General features: G+C 46.7%; 16 protein-coding genes, 1 pseudogene and 1 riboswitch. Of the genes and pseudogenes, 8 read left to right on the plus strand and 9 right to left on the minus strand.

What is annotated here, in order from left to right; genetic code table 11:
• The first annotated feature begins 63 nt into the window (after positions 1-63).
• Positions 64-579: a thioredoxin family protein gene (locus NSS66_RS18510; RefSeq protein WP_028541550.1), complete on the plus strand. Its 516-nt coding sequence runs from the start codon at positions 64-66 to the stop codon at positions 577-579.
• Positions 580-775: 196 nt separating this feature from the next.
• Here NSS66_RS18510 and NSS66_RS18515 read toward each other — a convergent pair.
• Positions 776-2,135, minus strand: a pseudogene (locus NSS66_RS18515) (sugar phosphate nucleotidyltransferase).
• 160 nt (positions 2,136-2,295) lie between these two features.
• Between NSS66_RS18515 and NSS66_RS18520 the strand changes: the two are divergent.
• Positions 2,296-2,991, plus strand: a complete 696-nt coding sequence (locus tag NSS66_RS18520) for a response regulator transcription factor (protein ID WP_023990005.1) — start codon at positions 2,296-2,298, stop codon at positions 2,989-2,991.
• Positions 2,992-3,033: 42 nt separating this feature from the next.
• Here the strand turns inward: NSS66_RS18520 and NSS66_RS18525 are convergent, their stop codons facing one another.
• The 3 genes from NSS66_RS18525 to NSS66_RS18535 are packed head-to-tail and all read right to left on the minus strand — an operon-like array spanning position 3,034 to position 9,697.
• Positions 3,034-7,464: a hypothetical protein gene (locus NSS66_RS18525; RefSeq protein ID WP_340959527.1), complete on the minus strand. Its 4,431-nt coding sequence runs from the start codon at positions 7,462-7,464 to the stop codon at positions 3,034-3,036.
• Positions 7,465-7,514: 50 nt separating this feature from the next.
• Positions 7,515-9,251 carry an ATP-binding protein gene (locus tag NSS66_RS18530; RefSeq protein WP_076264937.1) on the minus strand — a complete coding sequence of 579 codons (1,737 nt, stop codon included), beginning with the start codon at positions 9,249-9,251 and terminating at the stop codon, positions 7,515-7,517.
• Complete coding sequence (locus tag NSS66_RS18535; protein WP_023990008.1) at positions 9,248-9,697, minus strand: hypothetical protein; 450 nt, start codon at positions 9,695-9,697, stop codon at positions 9,248-9,250. The genes NSS66_RS18530 and NSS66_RS18535 overlap by 4 nt, the downstream gene beginning before the upstream one ends.
• A 45-nt stretch (positions 9,698-9,742) precedes the next feature.
• Between NSS66_RS18535 and NSS66_RS18540 the strand changes: the two genes are divergently transcribed.
• On the plus strand, positions 9,743-10,447 hold the full coding sequence (locus NSS66_RS18540; protein ID WP_023990009.1) for a response regulator: 705 nt from the start codon (positions 9,743-9,745) through the stop codon (positions 10,445-10,447).
• Here NSS66_RS18540 and NSS66_RS18545 read toward each other — a convergent pair.
• From NSS66_RS18545 to NSS66_RS18560, 4 genes are read right to left on the minus strand one after another with little or no spacing between them, the layout of a single operon-like run.
• Positions 10,415-11,326 carry a glycosyltransferase family 2 protein gene (locus NSS66_RS18545; RefSeq protein WP_023990010.1) on the minus strand — a complete coding sequence of 304 codons (912 nt, stop codon included), beginning with the start codon at positions 11,324-11,326 and terminating at the stop codon, positions 10,415-10,417. The two genes, NSS66_RS18540 and NSS66_RS18545, sit on opposite strands and share 33 nt — an antisense overlap.
• Entirely contained in the window at positions 11,286-12,512 is a 1,227-nt protein-coding gene (locus NSS66_RS18550; protein ID WP_023990011.1) for a glycosyltransferase family 4 protein, read from the minus strand. The genes NSS66_RS18545 and NSS66_RS18550 overlap by 41 nt, the downstream gene beginning before the upstream one ends.
• The gene (locus NSS66_RS18555; protein WP_053325987.1) at positions 12,496-13,761 is read right to left on the minus strand and encodes a transporter; all 1,266 of its coding nucleotides are present in this window, start codon (positions 13,759-13,761) and stop codon (positions 12,496-12,498) included. Before NSS66_RS18555 ends, NSS66_RS18550 begins: the two co-directional genes overlap by 17 nt.
• A 4-nt stretch (positions 13,762-13,765) precedes the next feature.
• Positions 13,766-14,887: a glycosyltransferase gene (locus NSS66_RS18560; RefSeq protein WP_028541542.1), complete on the minus strand. Its 1,122-nt coding sequence runs from the start codon at positions 14,885-14,887 to the stop codon at positions 13,766-13,768.
• 505 nt (positions 14,888-15,392) lie between these two features.
• Here NSS66_RS18560 and NSS66_RS18565 point away from each other — a divergent pair.
• From NSS66_RS18565 to thiE, 5 genes are all read left to right on the plus strand, one after another.
• A complete protein-coding gene (locus NSS66_RS18565) occupies positions 15,393-17,114 on the plus strand; it encodes an NAD-dependent malic enzyme (protein ID WP_340959529.1) in 1,722 nt (573 codons plus the stop codon).
• 92 nt (positions 17,115-17,206) lie between these two features.
• Positions 17,207-17,309: riboswitch (TPP riboswitch) on the plus strand.
• A gap of 136 nt (positions 17,310-17,445) precedes the next feature.
• On the plus strand, positions 17,446-18,135 hold the full coding sequence (tenA, locus tag NSS66_RS18570) for a thiaminase II (protein WP_071558338.1): 690 nt from the start codon (positions 17,446-17,448) through the stop codon (positions 18,133-18,135).
• A gap of 74 nt (positions 18,136-18,209) precedes the next feature.
• Positions 18,210-19,052 carry a hydroxyethylthiazole kinase gene (thiM, locus tag NSS66_RS18575; protein ID WP_179085460.1) on the plus strand — a complete coding sequence of 281 codons (843 nt, stop codon included), beginning with the start codon at positions 18,210-18,212 and terminating at the stop codon, positions 19,050-19,052.
• Positions 19,049-19,879 (plus strand): bifunctional hydroxymethylpyrimidine kinase/phosphomethylpyrimidine kinase, encoded by an 831-nt coding sequence (thiD, locus tag NSS66_RS18580; RefSeq protein ID WP_076264934.1) that lies wholly within the window; start codon positions 19,049-19,051, stop codon positions 19,877-19,879. The genes thiM and thiD overlap by 4 nt, the downstream gene beginning before the upstream one ends.
• A complete protein-coding gene (thiE, locus tag NSS66_RS18585) occupies positions 19,876-20,589 on the plus strand; it encodes a thiamine phosphate synthase (RefSeq protein WP_076264933.1) in 714 nt (237 codons plus the stop codon). Before thiD ends, thiE begins: the two co-directional genes overlap by 4 nt.
• Here thiE and NSS66_RS18590 read toward each other — a convergent pair.
• A complete protein-coding gene (locus tag NSS66_RS18590) occupies positions 20,534-20,701 on the minus strand; it encodes an aspartyl-phosphate phosphatase Spo0E family protein (RefSeq protein ID WP_071558335.1) in 168 nt (55 codons plus the stop codon). The genes thiE and NSS66_RS18590 overlap by 56 nt on opposite strands.
• Between the last annotated feature and the right edge of the window lie 299 nt (positions 20,702-21,000).

Below are 21,000 nucleotides of genomic sequence, written 5' to 3' on the forward strand. Positions count from 1 at the left end.
TACAGCGAAAAATGGAAATATCATTTATTGTAAGTGTAAGAATGTAAAAAAAGGAGGATTTCTGTGAAAAAAGGATATATCGCCGGGTTAAGTGTCATTGTGTTGCTTGTCATTGGTATCGCTATTTCAGCTGTAGTTAAATTTCAAGACCTAGAGCAGGTTGTTCAACAAAAAGACAAAGAAATCCAAGCGAGCAAAAGCAATTACCCAGAAATATATGACCACTTGAATGCGGTTACATTTGATGGTTTTAAGAGTTTGATTCAACAGGATCAAAGTGTATTTGTCTATGTCGGCAGACCGAGTTGTGGCGACTGCAATAGGTTTGAGCCTAACTTTAACAAGATGATCGAACAGTATAATCTAGGCTCTAAAATTACTTTTTTGAACGTTCACAAAATCCATAAGGACAAGCCCCAATGGAATAAATTCAAAGAGGATTACAACGTTAAATACACCCCCACCATTGCAGAATTCAGAAACGGCAAGCTGGTTGATAAAATAGAATGGACGCCTAAAAGAGACCTCAGTACAGACGCTGTAAAAGAGTGGCTGACCTCCAAGAAACTTATTTTATAAGTCTCTTTTCTATCCATTTCATTACGCACACAAAGAACTGTTTATGCAAAAAAAGGTATTCATTCGTGTAGCGCATGAATACCTTTTTTAGGAATGTACAGGTCATCTAAGCTCTCATAAAAAATAGTTCCTACTACTCTTCACTGCCTTCTGATAAACCTCGTTCGTATCTATCAGTCCCTATATTGTAGACACTTCATAGAGTATGATCGTCAATCGAATCATGGAAATTCATATCGGATAATATCCGTTTCGGATACGATATGTCCGATTTGTGACTCAATGAATTCTAAATCTCCCTCTACTGCCCCTATAAAATGCTTTGTACCGGGTTCTATGACGATGACCTCACCAGGGCTGACTGTCTGTGTCACGCCATTGATAGAGACACTCCCGGTTCCAGAAACTATAGTCCAAACTTCTTTACGAAACTGATGCTCATGATAGCTGATAAATCTCCCATTTGAAATGACCACGCGTTTGGTCACTGTCTGCAATCCACTTGCCGCCTGTTGATGGGATAATACGGTTTGCTTTCCCCAGAAGCGCTCCTCAAAACGCGGGCCGATTTCAATTTCTGCCACCATATCCTTAATTCCTGTTGACGACTGTCGATCCGTAACCAGCACGCCATCTGGACCAGCAACGACAATAATGTCTGGAACATTCCAGATGCTAACCGGAATCTCCAGTTCATTGATGATATGCGAGTCATGTGAAGCTTCTGAAATATATCCCGGGCCACTCAGCTTCGAACTTACTTCCCGTACCAAGGAATCCCATGTGCCCAAGTCTCTCCACTCTCCATGATAGGGAAGCACGGAGAGCTTATGAGTATGCTCTACTACCGCAATATCGAAGCTAGTTTTAGGTAAGTCTGCGTAATTTGTCGAAAGAGATTCATAGTCGGCTGGTAAACCCATTTGCTCCAGAATATCCAACAAAAAGCCCAGTCTAAAAGCAAACACCCCGCAATTCCATAAGGCCCCTTCACGGATCAACGCTTCTGAACGGATCAGATCCGGCTTTTCAACAAATGAACTAACCCTGTAATATGGCTGGTCAAGTGAAGGAGAGGCTGAAGGCACAATATATCCGTATTTATCTGAGGGCTCCGTTGGGGCAGCCCCCATTAATGCGATATGGCTTCCTGATTGCTCTAATATCGAAGGAAGCCTACGCAGATGCTCGAAAAATTCATCCCCCGCATACCCGTCCACAGGCATGACCCCTACGATCTCATCGCGTGATGCACCTGCAACGTCATGCAAGTAGGCCGTAGCCAGGGAAATGGCCGGGAAGGTATCCCGTTGAGTCGGCTCCTCAATAACTACAGCATCTCCGCCAATTTGCCCCCGAATCAGCTCGGCCTGAGTTCCACTCGTTGAAAAATAGGCCTCATCTGCCAAATTCGCCTCATCTAATTGCCTCCATATTCGTTGCAGCATGCTTTCTGGACGTTCATCATGACGTAAAATAGAAAGAAACTGCTTGGGGCGGTTCACATTGGATAAGGGCCATAGACGTTTACCCGAACCTCCAGATAATAAAATCATTCGCAAAGATGCAACCTTCTTCCTCTAAATTAATATTTTTCTTTCATTATAGGACTGTTCGATTTTCGCATTTCTGCCGAATACATAAGTATGTATTATCGTGGAAAATACATACTTATGCAATGTAATTGTATCTTTATCCGTACAGGAGATGTCAGTCATGCCCATAAAAATACTCATCATTGAAGATCAAAAAAGTTTGGCAGATATGATTGCTCTTCATCTGCAGGAGGAAGGCTATCATACCGAACTTATCTATGACTCTAAACTTGCAATTCCTACACTTATGCGTTTTAAGCCCGATATTATTGTGACCGCTCTAATGTTTTCCGGTAAAGTCGAATGTGCGCTGATCAGCCAAATCCGTCAATTTACTACGGTCCCTATGCTGGTTATCTCTAATAACACCCTGCTGAATATAAGAATAAAGGCTCTGGACGACGGAGCAGATGACTTCTTATGCAAACCATTCAGCCTGATAGAGTTAAATGCCCGCATCAAAGCCCTGCTGCGCCGCTGCGGCCCCAACATGCCCATTGAATCGCAAACGGTAACTCAAAAGCTTAAAAAGGTAAGAGTGTGGGTGAATGATTACCGTCATAGCCTGTTAGTCGATGACCAAGAAATAGAAGTCACTCAAATTGAATTTTCCATTATAAAAGAGATGTCCTGCAATCCAGGTAAAGTCTTTACCCGCAGCGAGCTGATGGATCGGATCAAAGGCGGAGATGGCGCTTATCTGGATCGTACCATCGACGTACATATTTCCAGCCTTCGCAAAAAAATAGAACGTGACCCTAAAAATCCTCAGCATATCCGTACCGTCTGGGGCAGAGGCTACAAATATGAGATGTAGCCGTATCATGGCTACCCATTTCCCCACTGAGCAGCTTGCTTTTTATGAAAGATTTCGCTTCTTCCATCGCCGATAAGGAAGAAAACAAGCTGCTCCACCCAGTATCCCTATGAGGAACAGTACCCAGCCGAAACGGTAGGCGGAAGCCAGAATAACGACGACTTTCCCGTTCCCGTTACCATTGGTAATGAATCCGGTAGTCACTCCATTGACGGACAGACGGGCTCGCTGATTTTCGCTACCTAGCCTGAACTCCCACAGTGGATTGGGTGATTCGGTCTCCCGGATCAGCACCTGTTCATGCGTTGGATTATATAGCGTAAAACTGCGTTCCATGGAATTTTCACGAGTTGCCTGAATGCTCTCCGATGCATGTGGAGCCATAAAAAAGGTATCCATATCCGATCCCTCAAACAACGTAAACTGATCCACTGTAATCATGGCTTGATAAGGGATGATGGAATATTGCTTCATTTGAAATAAGCCTGACTGCTTCTTGTGCGCATGCGCCAAAATCTGAAACTGCATCAAGGCAGTTCCTGCCGGAGCCTTCACAATTTGATCATAATGATTCCATTGTTCCTTATCTCTCTCCTCCACCTCATCAATATAGGAGGTTTGGAGAACCTGGGACGCTTTATTCAAAAAAATGACCTTCATATGCCGACTTCCAATTTGTTCTGATCGCGCATCCAACTGAACGGCATACTCTTGCAGCGGCTCTGCCTTCATTTTCTTGGACGCATAAATATTCCAGTCACAGGAATAGCTAGGTGCGTAACGGATAGAGAGTCCTTCGTCCTTGATTGACAGATTCGTCTGCCCAGGTCGAATATCCGCCACACATCCGACATCCGTCGTGCTCAATGATTCCTTCGTATCCTCCCACGGCATCACCGTCACTTCCTGCGCAGCCATTCGATGAATATCTCCAAAACGGCTCAATGACGGCACCTGACTATCCAGCACAAGGGTTAAGCGATACTTCCCCTTGGTTAGGAACAGATTTTTAAATTCGACTCGGCCGTAGTCATTCAGCAGACCGGGAATTTGTATGATTTTCTTGGCAAAACCATCCTGATCGGGCACCGTTTCAATAACCTGCTTTTCGGATAAAGAGGTCGCGGGTAGCCGCTTATACGACTCCTTCGTACGAATCGTTCTGGTCAGCACCTTTCCCGTCTCTTCATTCGTCCACTTCATCGTTAATGACCCCTGGTACCCAGCGGGGAGATTAGCCAAAATAGCTGTGGCATAGGTTCCCGTTTTGGCGACTTCCACATCCCTGCTTAACGTCCCCTTCTGATAGCTGATCCCCCGCCCCATACTAAGTCTTGGTAAAGCACGTTCCGTCTGTACATTCCCTTGTGCGTTAAAATCGCTCTCTGCCTCCAAGGTGAAAAAAAGCTTGCCCCGCTTCAATGCCTGCTCCACTGGAAAAGATAGCTGATCTAGCTGATCCACAGGGACAATCGCAAATTGATTGATCGCATTAAAGCCTTGCAGGTTATTAACCGTGACTGGAGTATCTCCTTTTGGAAAAACATGTTCTCCCAGATCCACCCATTGAAATTGGTTTAAACCATCATCCTGAGTCTTGATACTAACCACTTTGTCCGGCAGTGTGACTTGTAATTTTCCGCCTGCCTTATTCATAAACACTCTAGCATATACATGCGAGGTTTGAGGTTGATCCAGTTTTTTGTGCATCGTAAACGTATTAGGCTTGCTATATTGCCCCAAATCACGCAGCTGGATATCATGAATCCACCAGTAATTTTTTTGCTGTGGACGCTGTAGGGTTAACAAATCCATTCGCATCCAATAGCTACCGGGCGGCGACACGTATTCCCCGTAAAATTTCACACTGTCAAAATTATATCCCTCCGAAGGCGCCACGACATAGCTAACCCCCAGTTCACGCATTTGCTTATCATAAAATCTCATTTTCACATGCATTTTGTTCGTTCCGCGACCGGAAACAGTAATTTGGAACTGATACGGATTATTTTCCTTGGCTTCCAGCAAACCCGATCTAGCGACCTGCCATATATTACTCGGGTCTCCCTTCATAATTTCGCCGTGCAGAGTTGGCACATCATTCAATTCCTCACGGGGATTAGCCTGCACACTGAACAACTGCGGATTATCCGGCTTGAAGAAGGTTTCGGTCCGCAACATGGAATCAAAGTCCACGACCGTCTTCCCTTCGATACTGCTCATCTGATACGGGGCCACATCCAGCTTCTTACTGGCAAAGGTGACCGCAATCCCTGCATCCATTTCCATATCGAACGGAAAGTTCCGTATATTTTGGGAGGATAAATACCATAACCAATCGTTAGTCGAGGCAAAGGTTTTGGACCATTTTAAAAAGGCATTACCATCCTCAATGGCATCAAAAGGGCGTAAGTAATCCTCGGCTGGAAGCTGTGACAACAACAAGTCATTAAAGGACGCCGCTTCCACATAATCCCCTTTGTTAATCATCTGGATGGTTTTTAGCTCAGGCTTTAACGCACTGAACAGCACCCCAAAGCGGCTAAAATCAAAACCAGGCAGATGACTGTAGCTCTCCAGTCGGCTAAAACCGTAAGGTGTTACAATTTTACTCGCAAGGATGTTCATATAGGGCGGTGTCTGATCGAGATTGAATATGGAAAATAGCCCGTTCTGGTACGTACGTTTCAGCCCGGTCTGACCTTCCAGCTGAGACAGGTGGAAATCCTGCCGCTTCTCCTGCCCCACATATTCATCATGGTAGACCAACTGATTGACCCCAAAGGTAGAGAACAGCCAGCCTAATCGGGAGCTTAATCCGTTGTCCATGACATACTGCAGAAAATTCATATAGTATGTAATGCCGGGATCATTCCCCTCATGATGAAAGATCGTATTTTTAGGAGAAGAGTATACCTGAAAATCTCCGGTTGCCTTTTCGTTTGCGGTCTTCCCTTTATTCCATTTGGGCGTGGCTACTCCGTTATAGCTCTGAATCATATTGTCAGCAATCGGAAAGTATAATGCCTTGCTATCGAAACGATCCGGGTCAGTCAGCTTTTCAGCCATTTGACCATAAGCCTCCGGCACTTGTACCGGCTTGTAGTACCCCTCAATGAACTGAGTACGCAAGGGAGCAAAATATATCCCCAGGCACAAAACGACAATAACTACCGCCAGCTTTTTATATACACGCTGCAACGGGGATGATCCGAACCATTCCATAAATTGAATAACACCGAAGGTCAGCAACACCCCGAAATTAAGGGCAATCAGTCCAATAAATTTGTTAGGATCACGGAAAACCGAACCAATCACAGGGGTTTTCGTAACCAAAATGACAAACCACTTGGCAATGGATGGAAACGTCGTCCCAGTAGCTGCAACCAGAAACAGCAACGTAAGTAGCGAGAAGATCAGAATGATCGGATTTTTATGTGAACGTGTCAACATTGCATACCCGATCAATAGCAACAAAAACCCCCCTCCTACATAAAACATGACAGGCAGTGAGGACAAGGAAAACATGGGCCACCAATAGCTCAGTAAATAACCCACATTATCTAAGCTGCTGTTGCGGCTGAACAGAGACAACGTATCCACGACGTTAATATTATGCTGAGACGCTTGAGCGTCCATCAACATGCTACCGACATATAGAGACAACCAATAAAAACTGAGCAGACCGAAAAACACGCCAAAAATGATCCCTTTACGCAAAAAATTGCCGTATAACGGCTGCAAATAGGTGCGACCGGCCTTACGATGGGTCCAGGTCAACTTGATCAATAGCAACATGGTGAACAATCCCAAATAAATCATACCGAAGAAAAAATAATGAATTGCCGCAGCACTAACGGTGAATACCGCAGCCAACAGGAACAGGTCGATCCAGTTTCGCTGATACAACTTGTGGGGATGATAGTTTTTAATTTGTTGAATTTGAAACTTGGGGTCCACCGCACTGAAAAAGAATCGCAGCATTAACGGAAACAAACTATATCCACAGAGCAAATAAATATGCTGAATGCGGAAAATAACCCACGGATTCAGCGCATAAAACAACGAGCCGACCATGATGGCAAAAATACGGGTCTTCGTAAAGCTTGGTGAATAATACACGCTGACCAGTCGCTTGGCAAAGGCATACATCGAAAATGCCGAAACAAATAACAAGCCTGTAATAAACGACTTGAGCAAGACCGGGCCGCTTTCGTCAAATAAGAGTGACAGTCCATAGAAGGGCAAGATGTACAGGATACGTGGAGCATTGAACAAGGTCGAGGTAGACCATCGCTCGTTCCATACTCCGGTTATTTCCTCCAGATACCGATGAGAGGTGGCTCCAAAAGCAATGTCGCTAAACACAATTTGCCCTGGTCCATAGATGGGTGCAAGATATGCAACAATCGCAATCAGCATCAACATCATTGCCGCCATATCGTAGCGGTAGCGAAATATCCATTTTTTCATGCTTGTCCCCCTCTCTTGAACTTCTCGTATATCTGTCGGTTATCTTGGGCCTATCTCCTCAAACGAACGATTGCCTGCAAGCCCTGATCGGTATTACGCAGCTTTAAACGACCGCCTATGGTCTTCAGGTATGCATCCATATGATACAGGCTGAACGCATGCTCCTGGGAGTTTTGGGAATAGTCTGGCTGGAAATAGCTCCAACGCATTTTATCATCAATCCCGCCGCCCGTGTCTTCAATGTTAATAATAATTTCTCCTTCTTCCAGCCGTGAACTAACCTTAAGCACTTGAGATTGCCGCTTGGACCGCAGACCTGTTCGGCCCTTTTCCTGATTCTCAGGCTGCTCTCCACCTTGGCCCATGGCCTGAACTGCATTTTCCAGCAGCCCCTGAATCGTTTTGTACAGCATGGGTGCTTGTGCTGCAATCGATGGAACAGGCTCTTGCCGCAAGATCACTTGAATGTTCTTCATGTTCAATGAACGGTTCGCCCATTTCAGCGACTCAGACAATACTTCATTCATATCTGTAAAGCTAATTCCACTATTATCATGCATCTTCTCTTCCAGCTCATCGCGCAAGCTACGGACTCCCGTCAGTAACTCTCCCAGTGAGGATTCCTGTCTGAGACGACCCTGGATGAAATTTTCATTCAACTCGCGAAAATACTCCAGTTCCTCATGAGAGGCTCCTTTTCCCTGACTGGAAGCCGCTTCAAAACGGTTTGCTAGATCATGATAAAATCCCAGCAGCTTCAAATCATCACCGCCTGTGAGACGGCTAGTCTGCTCTTGCAGCTCTTGTAGCTGCTGCTCAATCGTCTGCATTAACGGCAAATAATATGTGTCCTGCTGCTGTCGCATATCTTCATCCCGCCGTTGGTCACGCACCTGATTGTTCACGATGGCATCCTTTACAATCCTTTTGCGGAACTGTACGAGCATGGCCCACAGAATGAACAATATCAGAACCATGACCATCCACAATTGTTTGCGAAAGGAGCTGATTCGCTGTGCTGTATCCTCGCTGACATCCTTAACCGATATGTAAAGGGCCTCTTCACCAATCCGGCTGAATCCTATTCCGTGTTTCTCACCGTCATCTTCAATGACACCTGTATTGCCCTCCAGCAGCCTACGGGTTACGCCCGTGATGTCCGTTCGGTTAATATCCGGAGTACTTCGGGAAGCTACGACCTTAAATTGACCGTTATAAAATAAAGTCTCATGCTGGTTAACTGGTTTACTTTTAATAATCCCGCTGAGCATATCAGCGTCAACCGTGCGCACCATAAAACCGCCCATCTGCGCTCCTTGAATCCTGCATGCTATATACTGGGCAGGCTGATGATCCTCTGTCACAAAAGAGCTTACTGCACAACCATTTTGCAGCCATTTAATCTGCTGGACCGCACTTTTCATCTCACGATTGTCTCGTCCGACCATCACACGATACTGCTCATCCAGCACATAAAAGGCCCCGCCGCTTTCACGCTTAAACCCTTCAGGATACTGGCGTGTTCCCTGATTCAGCATATCTCTGCCCAGACTGGACGACAGCTCCTTCAGTTCAGTCTGCCATGCAGCATAACGCTCGGTTATGCTGCTGGAAAGTTCCTGTACCTCATACTGGAGCTGCTCGTTCTGAATCTCCGCCAAGTGACCACTGAATTGCCGCACAACAAACCATTGAAGCACAGCGGCCAAGAACAATGTCACACCCAGAACGATCAGGTACAGGATCAGCTTTTGCCAACCTGGTTTCAACAAAGCCCATTGCTTCATGCTTCCCTGTCCCCTCCATTCTGTTCAAGACGGCTCAAAATAGCCTGCATCAGGCATTCCAGCTCGTAGCTGACCAGCGGTAGCCGTGCGCACAGCAACCGGGGAGTACGGCGCTGGAGTGCAGCAAACCTCGCAGCGGTTTCCGTTGCCCCGTCCGTCAGTAGGATCAACTCGCATGTTTTTGCGATATATAAGCGATCCAGCTCTTCCTCGCCGTATTCTCGCAGATCAACAACGTAAATATCATGACGATCGTCCATATGCTGAAGTGCGCTGGAGACAGCCAGGGTCACTCCTGTATGCCGTGCAGCATGATACTGATGAAGGAGACGCATACCTTTTTCCCAGAGGGCATGTTCAGCCGAATCAAATCGTTCACAAAAAAGACGCAACGCCCGTTCTGTATTGACATCTTTCAAAAATGCCAAAACGCTGATATTATACATGTAGTTCCTCATTTCTTACTTCCTGATTGGAGTTGCGCAGTTCTTATGACACCCCAAAACATTCTATTTGTTGACGACAGCCCTATGGTTCTGTCCCTGCTTGAACGGACCTTGACGCAAGAAGCATTCACCTTACATACCGCTCACACGCCCAAAGAAGCCTTACAAGTGCTGGAACAGCACCCGATTGATGTGGTAGTTTCCGATCTGCTCATGCCTGGTCTGGATGGGATTACCTTCCTTCGCATGATTAAGAAGGATTATCCACATATCGTACGAATTATTTTGTCTGGTCACCTGCATACGCAGTCCATTTTATCGGCGATTAACCAAGTCGGTGTGTTCCGTTTTTTGACGAAACCGCTGGAGCTGGATGATGATACGCTAAAAAAAATACTGTATGAGGCGCTTGATCAGGCCAAACTCAACCGAAACAGCCTACATGCAGACCAGAACGTAGCTTCCAACCTGTCAGTTTTTATAGACAGCATTTTGAATGCACCGTACCGACCCTATGTGCTGCTGAATGAACAAGATATCGTAACCGCTGTACACATTGCACTCGCTGAGCTGTATCCTGTCGGCTGCTCACTACGTCATCCTGACGGGGAAGGTATTCAGTTAACCACGCATTCATTATATATACCGTATGAGGAGTCGGAATCTTCCGATCCCGACTTATACACGCTGGATACACTGACCCTCGGCCATTCATCGTTACGCCTTATCCGCCTTAGCGAGATCGCCTGAGTGACGGGTGCCGCCCTTTAACACGGCGGCTACCCCAATCACAGTCAGGCATACATACATCCACAACATCCCCATCGTCAGCAAGGGGTGACGGATATAGTTTTTCAAATTCCCCCATGTATACAGCACCGGACGGAAGAAGTACCAACGTTCCAGCGCTTTTCGCAATCCGCCCTCTTCAGATGACATCGTACGATCCATCACCGAAAAGTAGTAGGCTTTTTTACGTAATACATCGTGCAGATACACCTGTTTTTCATCATGGTATACCCGTGTAAATACCGCCCGGCGAATGACTCCGCCAGACTCTATATAACGCAAGGTCGGCTGTATTTCTTCAAAAGCAATTTGCTCCGCATTAAACCCGCCCGTCGATTCGTAAGCGCTCATTCGCCAGAAGCGTGCCGCTTCAATGGAGCGTTTTCCCAAGGTCTCACCCGCATTGTTAATCACATTTCGCTCAAAAACTTTCACTTTGGAAAAAAAATTATTTGCTTCCGAATACGCCTCTTCCGGAACGACCAAGGCGCCAATATCCTGATGATCGTCAAAAAAGTCAATGCTCTGCTGAATCAGATGTTCGGCTAAAATCATATCGGAATCCAATACAAATATGTATTCGGCACCCAAGCGTTTCGCTTCCTCAACTGCCCTGACCCTAGCGACTCCCCGCTCCCCATGGGGAAGCTCCAATACCGTTACGGGTACTGAACTCCCTGCCGACAGCATACGAATCGTCTCAACGGTCCGGTCATTGGATCCATCATCAGCAATTACAATATGCAGATCCTTGTAATTTTGCCCCATACAGCTTCGCAAACAAGGCTCTATCGTCCGTTCATTGTTGTACGTGGAGAAGAGAATGACCACTTTGTCCACTCTGTTCCGCCTCCTCTACCCAATCTTCCATCAACTGCTCAAACGCAGCAGCCGTATGATCAAAATGGAATCTTAACGCATATTGATACGCCCGCTCACGGATGGCCATGTAATCTTCGCCGCCCTTCGCTGCTCTTTCCATTTGTTCAGATAATCCTCGGATGTCTCCGTGAAAGCATAGATACCCGCTTTTTCCGAAATCAGTTGCATCCACCAGACCCGGTGAATTGCTGACAATGCTAGGGGTTCCAACAGCTGCCGCTTCGGTAATCGTCAAACCCCAGCCTTCACGTAAGGAAGGAAATACGAGCGCGTGGGCACGACTCATCAACTCCAGCTTATGCTCTGCTGAAACAAATCCGTAAAAGGTAATATCGGCTTGCGATTGCCCCTGTTCATCCGGTTCTCCGTATGTCAAACCATACTGTTTCATAATCGGCACTAATTGTTCTGCTACATAGGTTTTATCGGTTTTTCCGGCAATCCATAACATAGCCTGAGGGAACTTTTCCTTGAGCTGCCCAAAGGCCTCAACGACCAGATCAATACCTTTATATTTGACGAAGCGCCCAGCATACATGAAGGTCGGATTAGGCTCCTTCGTTAAAAATTGTTCGCGCGGCCAATGATCAAACTCAATGCCTTCCGGTAAAAGATGAACACGATCCGGGTGAAAGCCCAGCTTAAGCAGATCATATCGGGTAGACGGAGATACCGTAAGCGTCCGATCCTTACGAGCCAGCTTAAGCATCAAGGGCTCCATATGAAACCCAATAACATTTAGCGGGAATTTGGCGTTCTCAAACCATATTTCCCTTGTTAGTTGATGTATGAAAAAGATCCGCTTGGATGCCTCCACCCAAAACCGGGTAAAGAATTGATGCGTATTCGCCTGGTTAATTACATAATCGATCTTCCCTCGATGACGACGGTAATAGCGCATCGCATAATAAATAACACTGTATATGTTCCCTTTTCGAATATACGTAATACCGTCAATAATTTCATGCTCAGGCATCCCCTCAAATTGGGGTGAAAAATGAATGAACTGGAAACGTCCTTGCTGTGAGCGTTTAAGCATTTCATGGGTAAAAATTTCTGCTCCCCCGCTTTTAGGTGAACGAATGTCACGCCAGGAAAGCAATAGAACTACGGTTTTACCGTCCTGTTCATGTATGGTATTCATGGGGTAAATCCCCCTTTATCTTTATTTTGAACAAATGCACATAGGCGTCTATCACAAAGTAGAGAGCCATAACCCCGTAAACTATGAACTCAGATAGCAAAAAATCTACCGGATCTGTGTGGGCAATATGAAAGGCTACTAATAAAGCCGCGGCTCCTGCCATCAGACTGAACATAAATTTTCGTCTGCCCACCAATACGTGCACATGCACAAAAAACAGCACGATGGAAAATAGCCAGTACACCCATCCTCCCCATGGAATATAGGCCTCGGCCGATTGGTAAGAGGCTCCGAATAATATGGGAATAGAGGAAGGGAACACAAAGGTCGTGCCCACATATACACAGATTGCAGCTATAGCCATTAAACCGGCATAGACGGCAATCAACTTGCCCAAAGCTTGGCGGTCATGCCCCTGCGCACCGATCTTTGGAATAAAGGCAGCAATTAGACTATACGAAACGTAATAGACCAACTGGCTGTACTTCAGCGCAATGGCATAGCTGCTGGCCTGCTCAGGAAAGTAATGCTGTACATACAACATGTCGATGGAGATACAAAACAAAATGAATAAATTCGTCATAAGGCTATCGGTGAAATCCTGACCCAATGATTTCCATAGCCCAGAAGGGATATGTTCTCCACTGTATGTGAATAAGGACAAGCCACGAGCCGAAACGATCCAGCCGTGGAGCAGCGACAGCAACATTCCTCCACAGCTTGCTAACAGTAGGGCTTCCAGCTTTAACCCCAGTGCAGCCAGAACAAAAAACAGGCTCAGCTTCCCTAATACCTCAATGTAATAGTTCACATTGAGCGCCAACATGCGTTCCCTGCCCTGTAAATCTCCGCGGCACGAACTTACAAGAATATGCAGTCCGATCAAGCCATACAGCATGAACAGCGGGCCGGATTCGACGCCTAATAGCGAACGCAGTAACGGATGAAAGATGAGTAAAATGATCATGGCAAGTACGGTTAGCACCAGAGGTGCTTTGAGTAATAGAGAACCGAGCGGTAAGCTTCGTAGCGCAAGCTTTTGGTCTCCCTTAGAGACCAGTTTGGCGGTTAATAGCTGGATGGATAAACCCAAAACGGATAAAAGTGCAAAAAGTGCCAGCAGCGCATTCGCCTGGCCATAAGCTTGTCCGGTAAGATACCAGCTCGCTGCAATGTGGAAGAAAAAATTAAATCCGTTAAGCAGCACATTAAAGAGAGGGAACATCAACGATCGCAATCGGTTGTTCACGTTGTTATCTCACCCGCCGATCCAGTCGCCAAATATCAATGATGGAGCGTAAAAAACGAATAGAATCCTTCCAGACATGAATGTGCGATCCATCGCGGTCAATACATTTGACGGGTAATTGCAGCACACGAAGCTGGAGTCGCTTGGCAATAAACATCATTTCTAGATCCAGCGCCAGTCCGAGCTGTTCCTTTAAATGCGGAAACATCCGTTTCACTGCAACCGAACTCATCACTTTAAGCCCAGTCTGCGAATCTACCACACCTGTTGGTAAAAAAGGACGGGAAATGACCCGCTTACCAAAGCTGACAACAGATCGCAATAAAGATCGATTCTCGGCGGTCATATCCTTGGTTCCGATCACGACATCATAATAGCCCTGCTGAACAACATTAATCATTCTGGCAATATCCTCAATAAAAAAGGAGTCGTCCGCATCCACAAATACGTAGTAATCCGCACCTATGGTCCGCATCCCTTCCAGATACGTCCCTGCCTTACGTGTATTGCGTCCCAATTCCCTTGTTTGAAGCAGCGGGCTAAGATTCTGATTAATCCTGTTTACGGACAAGTCCGTTGCTGCCTCCAGCGCTTTAATCAAGGCATTGGTACCATCGTGGCTGCCATCATCAATGAGATAAATCGAACCTTCAATAATATGGCTGCGGATAAAGGCTTGCAGTCGTTCAGCAAAGGTTTTGACATGAACAAAACGTTGCTCTTCGTTATATACAGACAAGATAAATGCAATATGTTGGCTTTTGGTCGAATACTCGGGATAGAGCAAGCTTTGTATTTCCGAAAGCATTTCTTCGGTGTCATTGGCTTGCCAAAATAGCAGCCGCAAACGGCCTACTCCGGTGATTTGCACCATATGCTGATCACTGAACGGAATTGTTACATCCGTCACCAGTAACAATGGCATTTGCGGAAATTGGCTACGGATCTGATTGGCTTTCCGCACCGCCTGCCCCGGCTCCCTATAATCAATCAGGCAACAACATGCGTTCTCGTAGACTGAAGCTGCCTCCGTGTCCTCGCACTGTATATATTGGTAAAAACAAATCACATTGGGATAATCAATAGCCCTGTCGTTATCGCTAAAAATGGCTATAGGTCCCTGCACACAAACCTCTCCTTTTCCTCCGAATAGTTCTATTTTGTTGAAAAAGAATTAAGAATGTTTGCTTATAGGAGTTAAATTAATGTCCAAATACTTCATATTTCCTTAACAAAATAGCTGACACTCCATGATATATAAGGATATAAGAGAAGAAAAACTGATTTTCATATTTGATAAAAACAGAGTATTTAGACCTGATTCATTAGAACCAAAACCATCAGAATAAGTTAGCGCATCCATATCGAAAATTAGTTCTTTTAGATCAACAGAAGGAAGAATATACGGTTATTTTGTCATAGATAAATAGAAGAATAAAACAGATTCGCACGTCCATACTATGGACAACATGTCATCTTGAGGATTTTGCAAAAATCCGATAAGCGACTTTCAATGAACAAGATATAGATCGAAATGGTTTAGTTCGTCTATATCTTGCACTTCGGAGCGACTGAAATCGAATTTTGTGAAATCCTTACCATATGTAAATGAAGAGAAGGAAGGTCTTTCTATGGAAGCATTTTATGTCAATCGCGATGGGTCATTATCTACTCCATTACGGGGAAAGGATGTGTTGGCAAATCCTCTTTTGAACAAAGGTGTCGCTTTTACAGAAGAAGAACGCAAAGAGCTGGGTTTGGAAGGAATCCTTCCTCCAACCGTCCTTTCATTGGAGAAACAGAGCGTACGGGCATATCAGCAGTTTCTCGCACAACCCACCATGCTGCGTAAAAATGCTTCTCTCAACGACCTTCACAACCGAAATGTCGTACTCTACTACCGGCTGCTAACCGATCATTTGAGTGAAATGCTGCCCGTAGTCTACACGCCGACCGTAGGAACCGCGATTCAAGAATATAGTCACGAGTACAACCGCCCTGGAGGCGTATATTTGTCGATAGATAACCCGAACGGTATTGGACAAGCATTCCATAATTCTGGTTTGAGCGGCCATGATGTGGATCTGATTGTCGTGACAGATTCCGAAAGTATTTTGGGGATTGGTGACTGGGGCGTCGGGGGGATTAACATTGCTATTGGCAAGCTTGCAGTATATACGGCTGCGGCAGGCATTCATCCTGGGCGGGTGCTGCCAATTGTACTGGATGTAGGCACGAATAATGAAAAGCTGCTGAATGATCCACTGTACATCGGAAACCGCCATAAACGAGTTCGCGGAGAAGCCTATAACCAGTTTATTGATACTTTTATCAGCAAAACGTTAGCGCAATTCCCGAAGGCGCTTTTACATTGGGAAGATGTGGGTAGCGTTAATGCGCGCCATATTATAGGAAAATACGGTCAAAGCATACTCACCTTCAACGATGATATACAAGGTACAGGAGCAGTGACCCTGGCTGCGATTCTTTCGGCGGTGGGTGTCACCAAGACTCCGCTGCGTGAACAAAAAATACTTGTTTTCGGCCCAGGGGCTGCAGGGATCGGTAACGCTGATCAAATTCGGGGCGCTATGATCGAGGATGGCCTTTCCGTAGATGATTCATTCAAGTCCTTTTGGGCCTTTGATTATCGCGGGCTGTTAACGGAAGATATGGAAGACGTATTGGAGTATCAGAAACCGTATGTGCGCAAAAAGGATGAAGTCAGCTCATGGACCCGGTCGGGTGACGGCAAAATACCGCTACTGGAGGTCATCCGTCAGGTGAAGCCTACGATATTGATTGGAACTTCCGGTGTAGCAAGTGCCTTTTCTGAAGAGATCATCAAGGAGATGGCAAAGCATGTAGAACGCCCGATCATTATGCCCATGTCCAATCCTACAAACCTTGCAGAAGCAGTACCCGAGGATTTGATCCGGTGGACAGATGGCAGAGCACTGATCGCAACCGGAAGTCCTTTTGAGCCCGTTACCTATAACGATACAAATTTTGAGATTGGACAGGCGAACAATGCCTTTGTTTTTCCGGGACTGGGTCTGGGTGCGATTGTGGTTAAAGCCAAAAGGATTACCCCTGCGATGTTTACAGCGGCAGCAGTTGCTGTTGCCAATGGTGTAGATTCGAATACGCCTGGCGGTGCGCTACTCCCTCATATCCGAAAATTACGCGAAGTTTCGTACGCTGTTGCGATTGCGGTTGCAAAAGCCGCGATTCAGGATCAGGTAGCGCAGGCGCACATTTCAGATGTGGAACAAGCTATACAAGATGCAATGTGGAAACCGGAATATGCCAAGGTCAAAGCAGTGGAAAGTGTAATTCATCATCCTCACTAAGCCCAAAACACCTAACTAGAGGAAATTTAATATTTTGCACACTATGTTTGACATAGCGTATGAACGTATGTACAGTAATAGTCAAAAGAATAGAAGTCCACTAGGGGAGCCAATATGGCTGAGACAAGAATGTATCTTGGACCCTTTGAACCTGATCTAGTTCGTACTAGCGTAGGAAAGTGGAGCCTTCGTATATAAGGTTTCAAGCGTTTTTTGCGTATTGGGCCTATTGTTGAAGCCGCTCCATTTTTCCGGGGCGGCTTTTTAGCGTTGTTCCGGAATTATATTCTTACAGGACTTCTTGCTCTTCAATTTAATGGAGGTGGGGAAATTGAGTTTTACACAAGAACTCCGTCGGCAGGCGGACGGCATTTTTCAAGCGATTTTTGAGCATCCCTTTGTGAGAGGTATTGCTGAAGGAAGTTTGACAAGGGGACAGCTGATTCACTATGTAAAACAGGACTTTGAATATTTGAACGCCTACATGCGGATATACGGCATCGCAATCTCCAAATGCACGAATCGGGAGGACATGGCTGTATTTAATGAACAAATCTCTTTTATTCTCCACAGCGAGGTTCATCCGCATCAAAATTTCTGTGCTGTCGCAGGGGTGAGCTATGAAGAGTTGCAGGGATATCCGCTCGCTCCGTCGGCTCATCACTATATCCGTCACATGCTGACGGTTGCGCATGAGGGCAGCCTGGGCGAGATCTTGGCTGTGCTGCTGCCATGTATGTGGACGTATGCCGAGATTGGTCGCAGGCTGCTGGATGAAGTAAAGCCGGATGAGTCTCATCCGTTCTATGAATGGATGGGCTTCTATGGAGACCAGCTTGATGATACAACACTCAAGTTCCGAGAACGTGTAGATGCTTGGGCGGAAGGCGCAACGGCTGCTGAGCGAGAGCGGATGATTGAGCATTTTATACTGAGCTGCCAGCTGGAATATAAGTTCTGGGACATGGCCTATAAGCAGGAAGAATGGCCGGTCCAGATACAGGCAGCGGTCTTGGAATAGTCAGCTTGGCAATTCGATGCGTGAAGTACAGTTAATGCCCTGTTGAACCACCAACTATAGAGAGGATAATCATTATGAGTACATGGGAAAAAAGTTATTCGGATCTCCTGACGAAGGTACAAAACAGCAAACCCCTCGTTCACAATATGACCAATGTGGTAGTCACTAACTTTACGGCCAACGGCCTGTATGCATTGGGCGCCTCCCCGGTGATGGCCTATGCACCCGAGGAAGTAGCAGACATGGCAAAAATAGCGGGAGCCGTCGTGTTAAACATCGGTACGCTGAACCGCGAACTGGTGGATGCCATGATCATTGCTGGACAATCGGCGAATGCACACGGTGTTCCGGTCCTGCTAGATCCGGTCGGTGCGGGAGCAACGAGCTTTAGAACTGAGTCGGCACTGCGAATCCTGAGAAAAGTCAAAATCTCATTGGTGCGGGGCAATGCAGCCGAAGTCGCGCATCTTGTTGGAGAAGCGCGTGAGATTAAAGGCGTAGATGCTGGTGACAGTGCTGACAGCGGAAATGTCGATCTGGCAATTCGGGCTGCTCGAACGCTCAATACAATGGTTGTCATTACTGGAAAAGAGGACGTCATCACCGATGGGGCCGAAGTACGAATGATTAGCGGTGGAGACGCGCTGCTCACGAAGGTAACCGGAGCAGGCTGCCTGCTGACCTCTGTGTTAGGTGCCTTTGCAGCTGTTGAACCCAACCTGCTGCTCGCAGGTACAGCAGGCTTGGCATTTTACGGTGCAGCAGCTTCCCGAGCCGCAGCACGTACCGCAGAGCTGGGGCCCGGCAGCTTCCAGATTGCCTTTCTCGACGAGCTCGCCAAACTACATACAGGTTCGCTAGAGGGGCATGTCACTGTCCGTGAAGCCGGAACAACCACAGCAGGTGGTGCGCGATGACAGACGTTCGTGTACCCAGAGCACTGACGATTGCCGGTTCGGACAGTGGCGGCGGGGCCGGGATTCAAGCCGATCTCAAAACCTTTCAGGAGCTTGGCGTTTACGGCATGTCGGCTATTACGGCCATTACCGTACAGAATACTTTAGGGGTCCACGGCGTATATCCGCTGCCACAGGAAGCAACAGCGGAACAGATCGAAGCTGTAGGATTAGACCTTGGAGTGGATGCCCTGAAGACTGGCATGCTGTTTAATGCGGGCATCATCCGTCTTGTGAGCAAGCAGATTCGAAAGTTCGGCTGGAAAAAGGTCGTCGTCGATCCCGTGATGATTGCCAAGGGAGGCGCTGAACTGCTGCAACTGGAAGCGGTGCAGGCTTTGAAGGACGACCTGCTACCCTTGGCCCTGGTCGTTACACCGAATATCCCGGAGGCAGAAGCCCTGACAGGGATCAGTATCCATACGATGGAGGATCGCCGCGAGGCTGCGAGACATATTAGCAGTATGGGATCAAAATTCGTTGTGATCAAGGGTGGCCACGCTGACGAGAGCGAGAGCAGCGAACAGATTGTGGACCTACTCTTTGACGGAACCGCCTTTACAGAGCTGAGCGGCAAGCGAGTACGGACTGTTCATACACACGGAACAGGATGCACCTTCTCAGCAGCGATTACCGCGGAATTAGGGAAAGGGATGTCTGTACCGGAGGCTATCTCGAATGGCAAAGCCTTCATCCAGGCAGCGATTGAGGAACCTTTGCAGCTTGGACAAGGACATGGACCCACCAATCATTGGGCCTTCCGCCGTCGTCAGGAGATGCTGCTATGAACGGCAGAATGTTGTCAGAGGTGGTGCGCCGCCAGCTACAGATGTACCTGGTGCTTGGAAGCGTGAATTGCCTCGCGGAACCAGGCTGGGTCGTGCAAGAGGCTCTGGCTGGCGGCGCAACCATGGTCCAGTTCCGAGAAAAGGGTCTTGGCGCGTTAACGGGCGTTCCTATGTTCGAACTTGCGTGCCAGCTACAGGAACTGTGCCGTCACGCTGGTGTCCCCTTCATCATCAATGACGATGTGGAGCTAGCTCTTGAAATCGACGCCGACGGTGTTCACATCGGTCAAGACGATGAATACGCCGAATCCGTCCGCGAGCGAATCGGAAATCGAATTTTAGGCGTCTCTGCCCATACCATTGAGGAAGCACGTCGAGCCATCCTGCAAGGTGCTGATTATCTCGGCGTCGGACCCATCTATCCCACCATCTCGAAAGATGATGCCCATGCCGTACAGGGACCGGCAATTTTATATGAGATGCGTAAAGCGGGAATTGATGTGCCGATTGTTGGGATCGGAGGTATTACAGTGGACCGTGTTGAGGAAGTCGCACGTGCAGGTGCAGATGGTGTGGCGGTGATTTCAGCCGTGACACAGACAGAGCAGGTTAGAGGTGCGGTCAAGGAATTAAAGAAAAATATGGTCTCATTTCTCAATGATCCGATCTACATGTTTGATAATGATTCAACAGATCATCCAGCTTTTTAGATTGTTCTATTACTTTGGGATGTGTTAAAAATCCATACTTTTTCTGGACCTGGTACAGTTTCTTCCTAGCTCGTTCGACACAAAGTAAAGTCACACCTTGGTTCATCAGCATGATCCCTCCTATATGTCATATTTTATGACAAAAAGACGTTTTTTGGATTTTTGAATGATGCACCTAACAAAAAAAGAACATCCCAAAAGTTTGCATAAACAAAGATGCCCCTAAATCCACGTTAAAAGAGCCTCCGTTTCCACTAATTAAGTGGAACAGAGGCCCTTTTCATAAAAAGATCCAATGAATACAGAGCATACATGCCAATTCTGACCTAGAGATTAACCTTATTTTGTTGGCTCTCTAATAGTCGCTGAACTCCCCAAACTTGAACTGGTCGGTGAGAATTGTCTTTGTTT

The organism is Paenibacillus sp. FSL R10-2748 (assembly GCF_038005565.1).
GTDB lineage: Bacteria > Bacillota > Bacilli > Paenibacillales > Paenibacillaceae > Paenibacillus > Paenibacillus polymyxa_B.

What these genes read in the sequence shown, in the direction of transcription:
- NSS66_RS18535 (WP_023990008.1), bottom strand. Translation starts at nt 9,697, where the DNA reads ATGTATAATATCAGCGTTTTGGCATTTTTGAAAGATGTCAATACAGAA.
- NSS66_RS18590 (WP_071558335.1), bottom strand. Translation starts at nt 20,701, where the DNA reads ATGCTGATGAACCAAGGTGTGACTTTACTTTGTGTCGAACGAGCTAGG.
- thiE (WP_076264933.1), top strand. Translation starts at nt 19,876, where the DNA reads ATGAACGGCAGAATGTTGTCAGAGGTGGTGCGCCGCCAGCTACAGATG.
- NSS66_RS18520 (WP_023990005.1), top strand. Translation starts at nt 2,296, where the DNA reads ATGCCCATAAAAATACTCATCATTGAAGATCAAAAAAGTTTGGCAGAT.
- thiD (WP_076264934.1), top strand. Translation starts at nt 19,049, where the DNA reads ATGACAGACGTTCGTGTACCCAGAGCACTGACGATTGCCGGTTCGGAC.
- NSS66_RS18565 (WP_340959529.1), top strand. Translation starts at nt 15,393, where the DNA reads ATGGAAGCATTTTATGTCAATCGCGATGGGTCATTATCTACTCCATTA.
- thiM (WP_179085460.1), top strand. Translation starts at nt 18,210, where the DNA reads ATGAGTACATGGGAAAAAAGTTATTCGGATCTCCTGACGAAGGTACAA.
- NSS66_RS18540 (WP_023990009.1), top strand. Translation starts at nt 9,743, where the DNA reads ATGACACCCCAAAACATTCTATTTGTTGACGACAGCCCTATGGTTCTG.
- NSS66_RS18550 (WP_023990011.1), bottom strand. Translation starts at nt 12,512, where the DNA reads ATGAATACCATACATGAACAGGACGGTAAAACCGTAGTTCTATTGCTT.
- NSS66_RS18530 (WP_076264937.1), bottom strand. Translation starts at nt 9,251, where the DNA reads ATGAAGCAATGGGCTTTGTTGAAACCAGGTTGGCAAAAGCTGATCCTG.
- NSS66_RS18525 (WP_340959527.1), bottom strand. Translation starts at nt 7,464, where the DNA reads ATGAAAAAATGGATATTTCGCTACCGCTACGATATGGCGGCAATGATG.